The organism is Mediterraneibacter agrestimuris (assembly GCF_943193195.1).
Lineage (GTDB): Bacteria > Bacillota > Clostridia > Lachnospirales > Lachnospiraceae > Schaedlerella > Schaedlerella agrestimuris.
In genome coordinates, this window is record NZ_CALPDG010000061.1 from 1 (window position 1) to 14,536 (window position 14,536).

The following is a 14,536-nucleotide window of genomic DNA, read 5'->3' on the forward strand; positions in this document are numbered from 1 at the left end:
TTCATTCGTATTAAAATCTGCTCCTTATCCTGTTGTATCTCTGTTATCTTTAATTCCGTTTCCGGATAAAAACTATCTACACATAACGTATTGTGTGAATCTGACATTTGACAGCCTCCTCATCTCGTTTGATATGTTAAGTATACTACATATTTGATAATATAGGAAACTACAAAACGGTTAATCAGTATGGAAATAGAGTGTACTGTGTATGGAAATTTACGAATAATTGAGGTATAATTTTGATGTTGGAAGTGACAGGCAAATCGGGATTTGCAGATGATTTTATAGAATTTTCCCTATTTTTCAAGGCTTTTTAAGCCTCATACAGTGAATTGCTATGTATTTTCCCTTGTTTTTGCCCTTATGGGCAGTTTACAAGGGAAAGTTTTTCGGAGTGTATTTAATCGTTGCCCGCCACTTTATCCAAGAGCCTAGCGGAAGTCCTCTTTGCTTCCCTTGTGGCATGGGCATACACATTCATGGTGGTACTCACGTCAGAGTGTCCCAAAAGTTCCTGCACGTCCTTCGGTGCTGCGCCGTTTGACAGCAGGTTGCTTGTGTAAGTATGCCGGAGCTGGTGGAAGTGAAAGCCTTCAAATCCGTCCAGTTTCTTTGCGAGCGTCCGACATACGATACTCAATGTACTCGGCGTTTCAAGACAGCCATCCGGTCTTAAACATACAAATGAGATTTCGTTGTAATCCGCCGGAATGTCCTGCGTATTTTCAAAGCTGTAATACTCATAGTAAACCCTGTTTTTGTCCTGCACTTCCTTGTAGTAATTGCGGTGGTACAGTTCCCCGTACTGCATCTGATTTTTAAGCTGCTCTTTCCTTGCTTTTTTTAGTATAGCTGTAAGCGTGTCCCCAAAATCAACCGTCCGCACTTTCTTGCGTTTTGTCGGTCCGATAATCGTTTTGTGCTTTGCGCCGTCATAGCGGACACTACGCTTTACCGTTAGATATTGTCCTTCAAGGTTGATGTCCTGCCAGGTCAGCCCGCACACCTCGCCAATCCTAAGACCTGCATAGTAGGCTATCTGTATCGGCAGAACCGCAGGGGGATTTTTCTTTTCAAGATAAACGATAAGTTTCTCATAATCATTATGGGGAATAGGCTGTGTGCCTGACTGTCCCATATCTTCTTCTGAAAACAAATCCACTTCCTCTGCTTTTCGTTTCAGCTTGATGTACTGCATTGGATTGAACGTAATCAGTTGCTTTGGGAATACCGCAAAGCGGAACGACTGCTGCAAAACCGCTGAGAAAGAGTGGATATAATCTTTGCTTAATCCCTTTTTAACTTTTCCGTCAGGGTAAATCCCTCCGAAAGTAAGCAGGTCAAGGAATGTCTGCAAATGCTCCGCCGTTACGGTTTTTAATCTGCGGTCAGCAACAGGGTGTTTCTTAATGCACCGTATCGCACCGAGATAATTTTCCACCGTACCATTGCTAAGAGTGCCGACCTTTAATTCCTCCTCCGCCCAAATATCGAGCAGATCCCCAAGTGTGATGTTGTCAGCCTTTGCAATGAATTTCTTTTCCTCGTAATCCTCCATTGCCTGCCTTAACAGCTTTTCCGTTTCGCTCTTGCTCTCTGTTCCTGCACATTCTTTCTGTACCAAGTTTCCGCTTGCGTCCTCTACATAGAAGCGGTAGTACCATTTCTTTCCTTTTTTCCTTACAGAACCTTTTGCCATAATCCGTTCTCCTTTCGATAACAGGCAATCGGAACTGATGAAATGCTTTCTGCGTGTAAGTATATCATAACTCCGATTGTTCCACTATACCGATTCGGATTCTTGCCCCGATACCATAGAAAGAAGATTTGCAAGCCTTACGGTGGCTGTTTCGGGATTTTTGGAATAAAGCCTCACAATATCGCCCATATCGTTAAACATATTTACGGTGTGGGTGATTTCCCTAAGAAACATAATCTCGTTATATTCCTTATTCGATTCAAACCCCATTGTTTGTGCGAGCGCGGCATTTTCCGCATTGTCCTTGAAATTCTTACAGGCAAACTGAAACGAATCCACGAACAATTCATATTCCCTTAACATCAGCAGCAGTAAATCCTTTGTAAAGTCTGATTCCGCCTGTTCCATGTCAAAAGGTAACTTTGAGAGAATGGAGGACATCACATCACGAATGAATAATTCCCTTTTATCCGTAATGTCCGTTTCATATTCCTCTGTTTCCCCTTTCAGCCACTCCACTGACACATGAAGTGTTTCTGACAGACCTTCCAAGACCAGCTTCTTTGTATTGTCGATTGTCCCCGCCTCATAACGCACGATTGTGGAAGTGGCTACCCCCATCTTCTCTGCGACATAAGGCTGGTTCAGTCCTAATTCAACCCTCCGCTGTTTTGCCCTGCTACCGATTAACTTGCGCAGCTCCTTATCTTTCATACTGATACGCCTCCTTTGTCGGTATGTCCATACTATACCACAGAAAATGCAATAATGCAATATGCAATCCAAAAATATTTTTTACATTATCATAATGCTTGACAAAGAAATATAAAAGCGGTATAGTATCAGTACGCGTAAAATTGCGTAATGCAATCCAAAAGGAGGTAAGTTGATGACAGAAACGAAGATTGCAATGACAATCGAGGAGGCGTCCGAGTATACGGGAATCGGCAGGAACACCATGAGAAACCTTGTGGAATGGGGAAAACTGCCAGTCTTAAAAGTCGGGCGAAAGGTACTTATCAAAAGCGACATTTTGGAGAAGTTCATGGAAGTGAACGAAGGGAAGAACCTGCGGGATAAGGGCGATGTAAAAGCAGTAACACGAAAATCGGCAGTATAAAAGGCGGCTTCTAAGGAAACCGCCCAATGGTATGTATCAGACCGAAGCCATGATATACCTACACGCAAATAGATTATATCATGTGCATCCTTCCGGTACAAGCGGAAATTTGCGGAGACGGGCAGAAAGTGGGTTGAAAAAATAAGTCCATATGGCAAAAGCTGACTTAAAAAATCGACTGATTTCTGTATTTCCAGTTGAAAAAGTCAACTGATGTTTTGGTGGCGTTTTCAATGCAGCATAAAATGACTGTAAAAGTTCAACTGATTTTCTCCATTTTCAGTTGAAAGAAAGTTCAGACTGGCACTTTTACTATCATATATGGCAGCACTTTTTGATGGCATGATTGCAGATTTCTCTATCATAAATGCCATCACTTTTTGCTATCACAAATGATGAAGCACTATCACTTTTTGCTATCATGGCGGCAGTTTTTGCAGGCATAATTCGAGCATTTATAGGGGAGAGTTCCTTCTCTTAAAGCCCTCGGCGTTTGAGAGCGAAATACACCCATTGCACAAACTGCGTTTATGCAATGGGGATTTCGCCCCTGCGGGGAGCTAAGTCACGCTAGCGTGACTTATTCCACCATAAGGCGAATATTTTCGTAAATGTGCCGCCTATGCCGCCCACTCACAACTTGTCCCGCCGTATCTCCGCTTTTCCCAATCTGATACTGCCATTTGCAGGAGGGAGGACAAAGCACAATACAAAGACATTCATTTATCCGCATGAGCAAGCTGCCTGATGTCAGGGGCAGGATCACCTATATATCCAGCCACGCAAAGCAGGAAAACCTGTATGCGGTCTATGAAACGACAGACCGCCGCTACTGGACGGAGCTTGCAAAATGCAGTCAGCAGGAATTTGAAAAAAGCGGGACGGAGGGGAAGTGCATTGAGGCAAGGGAATTTATCATTGCCCTGCCTGAATCATTTCCCAACCTTTATGAGCCGGACAAGCTGTTGCAGCTTTTTACAGACCGCTTTAAGGAAAAGTACGGTGTGGAGTGCGTATCAGCACTGCACCATAACAAACGAAAGACGAATTACCATATCCACCTTATTTTTTCTGAACGGGAACTGTTGCCCGAACCCATAGAAAAAACCGCGACACGCAATATGTTCTATGATGAGCAAGGAAAACACGTTCGAACCAAAAAAGAGATATTTGATGAAAACGGAAATATCCGCAAAGGCTGTAAAATTGTGAAGAAAGGCGAAGTCTATGAGCGTAATCTCTTTACCGCCAAGAATAAACTGTTCAAGCAGGAGGATTTTGTTGATGAGGTAAAGCATTTCTATACCGACCTTATCAATCTTCTTGTAAAAGATGATAAAGAAAAACTCCATGTGTTCGACAACAGCGGATTGTATCTTGCCACCAAAAAGATAGGGAAGAACAACCCGAAAGCGGAACAGATACAGACCGATAACGAAATGCGTATGCGCTGGAATTGTGAAGTAGACAGGGCGATTGTCAGCGGCGTTTCTGAAATGGGGATACAACAGATAAAGAAAAAATATATCACTGACCGTATAAGAGAATCCGTTGATATATTTGGCAGCCAGCCGGAACGTCTGGGAAGTATTATTATGACCGCTGTTACGGCGTTGGCATTGCTGATTTCTAAAGTATTGGATAAGGCAAGGGAACTGTCGGCAAAGTTTTTTGAGAAAGAATCGTTACAGCCGGTTGCAGAGCCAAACGAGAGAAAAACGACACAAGTAATACCGCAGACGGATAAAGTGCAATCGCAGGAAAAAATCACTCATAAAGAACCGACTGCCAATCCATCAGCACAGAAACGGGAACTACAGCCAAATACCCAAGCACAGACAACAGAGCAGAAAACACCACAGACACCACCCAAGCCTGTTATGTCTGCTGAAGCCGCCGCATATCCAAAGCTGTTAAAGATTTATAAGGAATTAAATCGCCAAAACGGGATTATCTTTGACGCAGAGAGAGAACGCAATGGGCTGGAACTGGAGCGTGACAGCCTAAAAGGACTTGCAAAACTGACGAAGAAAGGGGAACTGCAAAGCAGAATTGACCGCAAGAATGAGGAAATCGACCTTTTGAAAGTCGGTTTGTCGGGGATAGTCAAACGATATGGATTGCAAACGGTGCATGATTTCTACAAAACCTTTGCCGCCTCTAAAACAGCTAATGCCGAATATCGGGACAAGGTGGATAAATGGGAAGAACAATACGGGGAAAAAGTACAAAAGAAGGAAGAAAGCATATCCAAACGGTTACGGAATTATCAAAGGGAAAATGCAGACAGACAAACAAAACAGATTTCAAAAAGCAGAAACAGAGGGGCAAGATGACATGCCCCTCTAAAATTTTATTAAGATATTTTTGGCTTGTAAAAACTTTACATCAATTTTACAATGCCACGATATTGGATTTGATATTTGCGCTATATGATATAGCTGTAAACTTCAAGAAAACCAAAAAGCAAAGGAGATTCAAAAAATGAAAACATCAAAAAAATACTTGGCATTTGCCCTTATGAGTGTTCTAATGCTGTCTGCATTAACGGGGTGCGGTAATAAGAACGGGGGCGATTCAGCCAAATTTGACACGGCAAGAGAGATCAATGTACTCACCCGTGAAGATGGCTCGGGAACCCGCGGCGCATTCATAGAACTGTTTGGAATCGAACAGAAAAATGAAGCAGGAGAAAAAATTGATTATACAGCAGATACCGCCGCTGTTACAAATTCTACATCTGTTATGATGACAACCGTTGCCGGAGATTTATATTCGATCGGATATATTTCTCTTGGTTCCATGAACGATACTGTAAAGGCGGTTCAAATTGACGGCTGTGAAGCAACGGTCGAAAATATCAAAAATGGTACATATAAGATCGCGCGTCCCTTTAACATTGCAACAAAAGACGGTTTGAGCGATACGGCGCAGGATTTTATCGACTTCATTATGAGTGCGGACGGTCAAGCGGTGATTGAAGAAAATGGATATATTTCTGTATCTGACGCGAGAAGTTACAGTGGGGAAATGGATTCGGGCAAAATTATTGTAGCGGGTTCCAGCTCTGTCACCCCGGTTATGGAAAAGCTCAAAGAAGCCTATCTTGAGAGAAATCCGGGCGTTACGATTGAGATACAGCAAAGTGATTCTTCTACTGGTATGTCTGACACAATAGACGGAACCTGCGATATAGGCATGGCTTCCCGTGAGCTGAAAGATTCCGAAATGGAAAAAGGACTGACCGCTACCGTAATTGCAATGGACGGTATTACAGTGATTGTTAATAACGACTGTCCCATAAATAACCTTACAAGCGAACAGGTAAAAGATATTTTTATGGGTAATGCGGTTCGTTGGAGTGAAATATCACAGTAGGATTTTAAGGGGCTGCGGTAAGAAAGCCGCCGCCCCTTTTCAGTAAGGAGCATGATTATGAAGAATATAAAAGAAAAAGTGATGAAACTGCTTTTTTTCTTGACAGCTCTTGTTTCCATAGCAGCGGTAATTCTAATCTGCATATTCCTGTTTGCAAGCGGTATCCCTGCAATAAAAGAAATAGGCATTTTTAAATTTCTGCTGGGTACAAGATGGAAACCCGCAAATAATCTCTATGGGATTCTCCCTATGATTGTCGGCTCTTTCTATGTAACTGCCGGAGCATTGATTATTGGCGTACCGACTGGAGTATTGACAGCGGTATTCATGGCAAGATTTGCTCCGAGAAGTATCTATGCGCCTTTGAAAGCTGCTGTTAATCTAATGGCGGGGATTCCGTCGGTTGTGTACGGTTTTTTTGGATTGGTAGTCTTAGTGCCTTTTATTCGAGAAGCTTTTGGCGGGCGCGGTATGAGTGTACTTACTGCTTCTGTCCTGCTGGGGCTGATGATTTTACCTACCATTATCAGCGTTTCGGAAACTTCAATCTGGGCTGTCCCGGAAAGTTACTATGAGGGAGGGCTTGCTCTTGGAGCTTCCCATGAAAGATGCGTATTTTTTACGGTTCTTCCCGCAGCAAAGAGCGGCATTTTTGCAGGGGTTGTATTAGGGATTGGGCGGGCAGTCGGTGAAACAATGGCGGTTATGATGGTTGCCGGAAATCAAGCGGTTATCCCGGGCAGTATGCTTTCCGGCGTTCGGACACTGACCACAAACATTGTATTGGAAATGGGATATTCTACGGATTTACACCGTGAAGCGTTAATTGGTACGGCTGTTGTCCTGTTTGTTTTCATTCTCATTATCAATCTGTCCCTCTCCCTGTTCAAAAGGAGGGTGAAATAAATGATTGGGAAATTGAAACGGAAATGGTGCGCATACAGACGCGACCCTAAATCTTTTGTTCTCTTTCTTTCTGTATGCCTTGCAGCATTGATTACAATGCTTGCGCTTATTTTTATTATTGCATACATATTGATAAAAGGGATTCCGAATTTAACGCCGGATTTATTTGACAGCAAATATACAACAGAAAATGTGTCCCTGCTTCCGGCACTTATCAATACACTGTTTATTATGCTGCTTTCTCTGCTGTTTGCGGTTCCCATAGGAATTGGTGCTGCAATTTATCTGACAGAGTACGCAAGACGGGGAAATAAACTGGTTCATATCGTAGGTATTACCGCTGAAACATTGTCTGGGATTCCGTCAATCGTTTATGGGCTGTTTGGTTCCCTGTTCTTTGTAAAATATCTTGGGCTGGGGTTGTCTTTACTGTCCGGGGCTTTGACATTGAGCATTATGATTTTGCCGCTTATTATGCGGACAACAGAAGAAGCCCTGCGAAGCGTTCCCGACAGCTACCGGGAGGGCAGCTTCGGGCTTGGAGCCGGAAAGTTACGAACCGTATTTTCTATTGTCCTGCCCTGCGCCGTTCCGGGTATTTTGTCCGGCGTTATTCTTGGAATTGGGCGTATCGTCGGGGAATCGGCGGCACTGATCTTTACTGCCGGAACCGTTGCAGAAATAGCAACAAGTATTTTTTCGTCGGCAAGAACTTTATCCGTCCATATGTATTCTATTTCGGGCGAGGGGCTGTATATCAAGCAGACTTACGCAACTGCGGTTGTATTATTGGTAGTTGTCATTCTGATAAACGGGCTTTCCGGGTTTGTGGCAAAAAAGATAGGAGGTAAAAACACAGATGGATAAAATTGTGGTTGAGGATTTGGATTTATTCTACGGAAACTTTCAAGCCTTGAAAAAAATAAATGTGGCGTTTAAGGAACACGAAATTACCGCGCTGATTGGACCGTCGGGCTGCGGTAAATCGACATTATTAAAAACCTTGAATCGAATGAATGATTTGGTGGAGGGTTGCCACATCAAAGGGACTATCCGTTTAGACGGTGAAGATATTTATGGAAATATGGATATTAATCTACTGCGTAAACGTGTGGGAATGGTATTTCAAAAACCGAATCCGTTCCCTATGAGCATTTATGACAATGTTGCCTTTGGAGCAAGGACACATGGTATCCGTTCTAAAGCTGCGCTGGACGAAATTGTAGAGCGTTCCTTAAAAGGGGCGGCAATTTGGGACGAGGTAAAAGACAGGCTGAAAAAATCCGCGCTTGGTATGTCGGGCGGTCAACAGCAGCGTCTTTGCATTGCCCGTGCTTTGGCGGTGGAGCCGGAAGTTTTGCTGATGGACGAACCGACCAGCGCACTTGACCCTATTTCTACGGCAAAGGTAGAGGAACTTGCCGCAGAATTAAAAAAGGACTATACCATTGTCATTGTGACACATAATATGCAGCAGGCACTCAGAATTTCCGACAGGACAGCGTTTTTCCTGCTTGGGGAAATGGTGGAATTTGGAGAAACAGAAAAATTATTCTCCATGCCGCAGGATAAGCGGACAGAGGATTATATTACGGGGAGGTTTGGATAATGCGCCTAAAATTTGATGAACAGTTAGATTTATTAAATAAAGAGTTGATTACAATGGGGGCTTTTTGTGAAAATGCGATTGCTATGTCCGCAAAAGCTCTGACAGAGGGGAATCCCGCGCTTGCAAAGGCTGTTCCCGATCTCTCTCAGATAGACCACAAGGAGCGCGAAATTGAAACTATGTGTCTAAAGCTGCTCTTACAGCAGCAGCCCGTGGCAAAAGATTTGAGGGTTGTATCGTCCGCGCTGAAAATGGTGACAGATATGGCAAGAATCGGAGCTCAATCCGCAGACATAGCGGAAATTATCACATTAGCCAATATCCACGCCACCGACGATACGCAAATTATTTACGATATGTCGGTTGCTGTCATTAAAATGGTAACGGACAGTATTGACGCTTTTGTGAAAAAGGATATGCAGATGGCGAAAGCCGTGATAGATTATGATGATGTGGTGGATTCCTATTTCGATAAGGTGAAGAAAATGCTGATTGAACTTTTCAGCAAGCCCGAAACAGACGGTGAGTATGCCATAGACCTGTTAATGATTGCAAAATATTTTGAACGTATCGGAGATCATGCGGTCAATATTGCAAAATGGGTTCTGTTCTCAATCACAGGGAACAAAGAGGGGTGAAACATACCGCCATTGATGAAATATAGGTAATATGGTATGATGGAGTTCGCTAGGATGCGCAGAGATTCGGATTGGAGGATGTCTGCTGAAGCAGACCCGAATCTCGCGCCAAGACTTGCGGGCAAGTCTCGAGTACCACAGGAAAGAAAGGAGCGGATTTATATGATTTATTGTGTTGAGGACGACAGCTCTATCCGTGATCTGATGATATACACATTAAATTCTGCCGGATTTGAAGCAAAAGGTTTTGACTGCGCGGACAGCCTTTTTGACGCTTTGCAGACAGAAAAACCCCAGCTTATCATGCTTGATATAATGCTTCCCGGCGAAGATGGCATTTCCATATTGAAAAAGCTGCGTATGCAGCCAGCAACAGAGGATATTACTGTTATTATGGCAACAGCCAAAGGAACCGAATACGACAAAGTAACCGGGCTTGACTTGGGAGCTGATGATTACCTTGCAAAGCCGTTTGGCATGATGGAAATGATTTCCCGTGTGAAAGCGGTATTGCGCCGTACAAGCCCGAAAGAAGAAACAAAAAAGCTAAAAATTGGAAATTTAGAATTGAATTTGGAAACATATATTGTGCTTGTAAACAACGAACGGGTTCAGTTGACATTGAAAGAACATAAGCTGCTCCATACTTTTATGGAAAACCCCGGACGGGTGTTTACACGCAATCAGCTTCTTGAAATGATATGGGGCATTGACTACATAGGAGAAACCCGAACCGTAGATGTTCACATTGGAACGCTCCGAACAAAATTAGGCGAATGTGGGAGCTATATTGAAACGGTACGGGGAGTTGGGTATCGAATGGAGGGAAAAGATTGAAAATTAAAATTTTCAATCTTACAAGTTTGTGCTTTACAGCCCAAACTTGCAGGTTATGAAAGGAGTACGGTTATAATATGACGAAACGAATTTTTCGCTCAATCTGCCTTGTTGCATTGACTGTTTTTCTTGCGTCTGTTGTCCTGTTCATGGGTGTTCTGTATGAATACTTTTCAAATGTTGAGCAGGCACAGCTAAAAATGCAGACAACCCTTGCCGCACAGGGCGTTACAAATGAGGGCATTGATTATTTCCATGATTTGAAAGTGAAAAATTATCGTATATCATGGATTGATACAGAGGGAAATGTTATTTTTGATAGTGCGTCTGATATTGCGGAAATGGAAAATCATTTAGAGCGTAAAGAAGTGCAGGAAGCCCTTTCTTCGGGCTATGGTGAGAGCAGACGGTATTCTGCTACTTTGATGGAGCGTTCGTTTTATTCCGCGCAGAAACTTGATGATGGCACTATATTACGGCTTTCCATATCTCAAAATTCTATTTTGACGCTTCTTTTAGGTATGACACAGCCGATTTGCATTATATTTGTGATTGCATTGATTCTTTCCATTGTTTTGGCTATTCAAGTTTCAAAAAAAATAGTAAAGCCATTAAATGAAATTGATCTTGATAATCCGTTGTCAAATGAGGGCTATGATGAGCTTTCCCCTTTTTTACGGCGTATTGACAGCCAGCAAAAACAGCTACGGGGGCAGAAAACCGAACTTCTCCAAAAAGAGAATGAATTAAATACGATTATCGGCAGCATGAATGAGGGTATGATTCTCCTAAATCAAAAAGGAAAAATTATCAGTATTAACCCTGCGGCAAAAAAGCTGTTAAGTGCTGACACAGATTGTATCGGTTCTGATATGCTGTCCTTATGCCGTAATCTTGAATTGCAGGAAATCCTTACGAAAGCCTTGCACGGAGAACGGGGCGAAAACATTATCCGGCTGTATGGAGAAAGTTATCAAATTGACGCTGATCCGATCACTTCTGAAAACATTGTGAAAGGAGCCGCACTTTTCTTTTTCAATGTGACGGAAAAAGAAAAAGCGGAACAGATACGTCGCGAATTTACCGCTAATGTGTCCCATGAATTAAAAACCCCGCTTCATTCCATTTCCGGATATGCGGAGCTTTTGAAAAACGATATGGTAAAGGAGAATGATAAAATACCCTTTGCCGGAAAGATTTATGATGAAGCCGGGCGAATGATACAGCTTGTAGAGGACATTATCAGTCTTTCGCACCTTGACGAAGGTGCGGACGATATGCAGAGGGAAAATATCGACTTATACACATTGGCAGAAAAGGCGGTACAGAGCTTAGAGCCGCAGGCAGATACCTTATGTGTTACATTGGAGCTTTCCGGCGTTTCGGCTCCCCTTAACGGCATACCACAGCTTTTATACAGTGTGATTTATAATCTTTGTGACAATGCGATTAAGTATAATCACGAAAACGGAAAAGTAATGGTAGATATACAGAGCAAAAACGGCGTGATAGTTTTATCCGTGAAGGACACGGGGATAGGAATTGCACCCGAACATCAAGAACGTATTTTTGAGCGTTTCTATCGTGTTGATAAGAGCCATTCTAAGGCAGTAGGGGGAACCGGGCTTGGACTTTCTATTGTGAAACACGCCGCTAAAATCCATAATGCCAAAGTTGATGTAAAAAGCCATGTTGGAAAAGGCTCAACGGTTATTGTAACATTTCCTAAGTAAAAATATGAAATGTTTTATTACCGCTTGTCATAAGTGTTTATTTAAAAAAAGCTGAACCGCTAACATGTATAATCAGCAGTTATCGGTTCAGTTAATTTGTTTCAATTTGTTCATTAAAAAGCTACACTATGCAAATATTGATATAGTAATTATAAAAATTACCACAATTCCAATGAATCTTCCGCATCCACCCACATCTGCATATTTCCATCAAGATAGAGCCTTGCGTATTCAAGTGGTTCGTCTATTGCCAGAGCATTTAAGGCACATTCAGAGCAGGGGGTAGTTTTTAATCCTTCTTCCGCTTTATTGCAGTCTATCCGTAAAAAGTAGCCTGCATAAGTGTATACGTCAATGCTGTTATGGTGGATATTGTATGTTGCGTAAATCATATTCATCTTTTATCCGTCCTCTTTTCATTGATTTTTTGAAAGCATTTCAATCAGTTTACCAATTCCCATATATTTTGTGTTATAATGTTTTATGTGATTTTGTTTCCCTCATTTTTTCCCTTATCAGGGTTCGTAATGCCCTGTGGGAAGATATAACACAAGGGAAACTTTAAGGGAAAGCTCACCTGCGATAAACTTAGTGTTTTCAAGGGTTAGCGGTTTTTTTAATAACAAAATATAACAGCTAATATTTCCCTTAAAAATCATCAAATTACAATCGGAATTTATAGGTGGAAGATGGGATAATGATAAAGAATATAAGATTTAATAGCAAACTGATAATTATTACTATTCTAGGTTTTATCACTTAAAAAGTTAATAAATAGAATGGCGGATAGAAAATGGTGCCATTGCAAGATTAAAATTGCTCATATAAGCAGGAGGTACTGATATTGGATAACAATGTGAAATGGAGAAAATATTTAGGCTTAAGTTTGCTTTTATTTGCTGCATTCTTATTAGAATACTTTGCCCTATTTGTCATTGAGATGTTGATTATGCGGATGAATATATGGGATTATACCGCCAGTCAACGAAGTGTACATCATTTGATTATGGTTATTATATGGACATTGTATCTTTGTTTTATCATATTTTATAGTCGGAAACATTATGACTTTCCTCAAAAGAAAGAAAAAACAAATATTTCAACAAAGAATTGGGTTGTGGCTGCAAGCTGCCTGATTTTCTGCAAGATAATGACATTTATAGATTGGCATACCTTAAAGATTATCGGGGAGCTTCAAGGCAAAAGTGTTTTTCAATTCATTTTACAATATTTGTATTATATAGTGGAAGTTGGAATTGTCTTATTGATTATCATATATGGGCAAAAGGCATTTGATGTACGAAGAAATAGAGAAAGTGATTTTCCATTTGGCGGTATTGTATTAGCGGCTACATGGGGGATATTTCATTTTGTGTCAAGAGGTGTTGGCATTGAGGTATGGAACGGAATTTCATGTGCTATTTTTTCAATCTTAGGCGGAATTATGTATTTGAGATTAGATAAAGATTTTCTATATAGCTATATTTTTATAGCAATAGGATATTTACTATAGTAAGTTTGCAAATTCAAGTTTGCCAGAACATAACGTAACAAAAAAATAAATCGCAATTCGGAGGTAATGACATATGCAGCATGAATGTAAAATTACTGTTTTGGAAACAAGGGTGTTTCCGGAGCTTCAAGAAAAATATCTTGCAGATCCGAAAGCTGGTCCCTGTCCCTGCTTCAAAGCCGGAGACACCTTTATACTAAAGAGGACAAACGAACAAGATGATTTTTATCATCTGATGAACGGAAAATTCTGTGGAGAGGCTTGGGATGCTGTCAGCAGATATGTTTACACTGCCTTGCAGGGAGGATCGATCATGCACAAGTGGACAAATGATGAGCGTATGATGATCGCCTGTTGCAACGATGGCACAAGACCGGTCATTTTCAAAATTGAAAGAATCGACATTCCAGAAAGCGAAGAAGAAAAGCAATGGTTGGAGAAGCAGAACTTCAAAAATACTGCCCATGATGCTTATACTGGATAAAATCCAGTTGATAGGGATGCTTAAAAACCGCAGTAATCCCTTGGGTGCAAAAAATAACGATAGCCACCCTCAAAAACAGGCTATCGTTAAATTTTACACTGTTGGAATATCGAAAGCGCGGTAAATCCAATTCAAAAAACGATAGCCGCCCATGCATGGGTGCATCTGACTTTCTGAAAAGTGTTGATTTTACGGCATTTGGGATAAATGTAAAAACGATAGCACCTACTCAAAAATTGTATCAATCTGGACACGCAATATGGCTTGCGTACCACAATTTGATACAATGCACCCAAGCGTGAGTTTGGGTGCATTTTTTAACGATAGGAATTTTAGGCGTTTATCGGGATGATATCCGCAGGCGTATGGAAACATCGCAACACAAAGGTCAAGCAGGCTGATTTTTTTTGTATATCAGTGGTGGCATTCCATAATATTTCTTGAAAGTTTCGCAGTAATAGCTTGCCCCGCTAAAACCGTATTCATAGGCTATGTCAGCGATGCTGCTGTTTGAGTCAAGCAGCGTGGAAAGGCTTTTCCGCAGCCTGAGCTTCGTGGTATAAGTGATAGGAGTATCGCGCAGATACTTTTTAAAGAGCAGGGAACATTTACTTTT

At 41.6% G+C, this 14,536-nt stretch carries 15 protein-coding genes; 11 read left to right on the forward strand and 4 right to left on the reverse strand.

The window, feature by feature from the left end:
* Positions 1-403: 403 nt before the first annotated feature.
* Positions 404-1,702 (reverse strand): tyrosine-type recombinase/integrase, encoded by a 1,299-nt coding sequence (locus tag NFS18_RS17515; RefSeq protein WP_251392592.1) that lies wholly within the window; start codon positions 1,700-1,702, stop codon positions 404-406.
* 84 nt (positions 1,703-1,786) lie between these two features.
* A complete protein-coding gene (locus tag NFS18_RS17520; protein ID WP_251392593.1) occupies positions 1,787-2,416 on the reverse strand; it encodes a helix-turn-helix domain-containing protein in 630 nt (209 codons plus the stop codon).
* 175 nt (positions 2,417-2,591) lie between these two features.
* Here NFS18_RS17520 and NFS18_RS17525 point away from each other — a divergent pair, with 175 nt between their 5' ends.
* The 9 genes from NFS18_RS17525 to NFS18_RS17565 all read left to right on the forward strand — a co-directional run bounded on the left by NFS18_RS17525 (position 2,592) and on the right by NFS18_RS17565 (position 11,923).
* Positions 2,592-2,822, forward strand: coding sequence for a helix-turn-helix domain-containing protein (locus NFS18_RS17525; protein WP_251392597.1), 231 nt, complete (start codon positions 2,592-2,594; stop codon positions 2,820-2,822).
* Between the two features lie 731 nt (positions 2,823-3,553).
* Positions 3,554-5,158: a MobA/MobL family protein gene (locus NFS18_RS17530; RefSeq protein WP_251392599.1), complete on the forward strand. Its 1,605-nt coding sequence runs from the start codon at positions 3,554-3,556 to the stop codon at positions 5,156-5,158.
* A 148-nt stretch (positions 5,159-5,306) separates the two neighbouring features.
* Positions 5,307-6,200, forward strand: coding sequence for a substrate-binding domain-containing protein (locus tag NFS18_RS17535; protein WP_251392601.1), 894 nt, complete (start codon positions 5,307-5,309; stop codon positions 6,198-6,200).
* A 57-nt stretch (positions 6,201-6,257) separates the two neighbouring features.
* Positions 6,258-7,106 (forward strand): phosphate ABC transporter permease subunit PstC, encoded by an 849-nt coding sequence (gene pstC, locus NFS18_RS17540; protein ID WP_251392603.1) that lies wholly within the window; start codon positions 6,258-6,260, stop codon positions 7,104-7,106.
* Positions 7,107-7,973 (forward strand): phosphate ABC transporter permease PstA, encoded by an 867-nt coding sequence (gene pstA, locus NFS18_RS17545; protein ID WP_251392605.1) that lies wholly within the window; start codon positions 7,107-7,109, stop codon positions 7,971-7,973.
* Positions 7,966-8,715: a phosphate ABC transporter ATP-binding protein PstB gene (gene pstB / locus NFS18_RS17550; protein ID WP_004071609.1), complete on the forward strand. Its 750-nt coding sequence runs from the start codon at positions 7,966-7,968 to the stop codon at positions 8,713-8,715. Before pstA ends, pstB begins: the two co-directional genes overlap by 8 nt.
* Positions 8,715-9,353, forward strand: a complete 639-nt coding sequence (gene phoU / locus NFS18_RS17555; protein WP_251392607.1) for a phosphate signaling complex protein PhoU — start codon at positions 8,715-8,717, stop codon at positions 9,351-9,353. The genes pstB and phoU overlap by 1 nt, the downstream gene beginning before the upstream one ends.
* 162 nt (positions 9,354-9,515) lie before the next feature.
* Positions 9,516-10,190: a winged helix-turn-helix domain-containing protein gene (locus NFS18_RS17560; RefSeq protein ID WP_251392615.1), complete on the forward strand. Its 675-nt coding sequence runs from the start codon at positions 9,516-9,518 to the stop codon at positions 10,188-10,190.
* 77 nt (positions 10,191-10,267) lie between these two features.
* On the forward strand, positions 10,268-11,923 hold the full coding sequence (locus tag NFS18_RS17565) for a sensor histidine kinase (RefSeq protein WP_251392608.1): 1,656 nt from the start codon (positions 10,268-10,270) through the stop codon (positions 11,921-11,923).
* A 158-nt stretch (positions 11,924-12,081) separates the two neighbouring features.
* Here the strand turns inward: NFS18_RS17565 and NFS18_RS17570 are convergent, their stop codons facing one another.
* Positions 12,082-12,321 (reverse strand): DUF6061 family protein, encoded by a 240-nt coding sequence (locus NFS18_RS17570; protein WP_251392610.1) that lies wholly within the window; start codon positions 12,319-12,321, stop codon positions 12,082-12,084.
* A gap of 446 nt (positions 12,322-12,767) precedes the next feature.
* Between NFS18_RS17570 and NFS18_RS17575 the strand changes: the two genes are divergently transcribed.
* Together NFS18_RS17575 and NFS18_RS17580 are read left to right on the forward strand one after the other, a co-directional pair.
* Complete coding sequence (locus tag NFS18_RS17575) at positions 12,768-13,436, forward strand: hypothetical protein (protein WP_251392612.1); 669 nt, start codon at positions 12,768-12,770, stop codon at positions 13,434-13,436.
* A gap of 73 nt (positions 13,437-13,509) precedes the next feature.
* Positions 13,510-13,920: a TIGR04076 family protein gene (locus NFS18_RS17580; RefSeq protein ID WP_251392613.1), complete on the forward strand. Its 411-nt coding sequence runs from the start codon at positions 13,510-13,512 to the stop codon at positions 13,918-13,920.
* Positions 13,921-14,308: 388 nt separating this feature from the next.
* On the opposite strand, the gene NFS18_RS17585 is transcribed toward NFS18_RS17580, so the two are convergent.
* A partial coding sequence (locus NFS18_RS17585; RefSeq protein ID WP_251392614.1) for a helix-turn-helix domain-containing protein occupies positions 14,309-14,536 on the reverse strand: 228 nt, incomplete at its 5' end.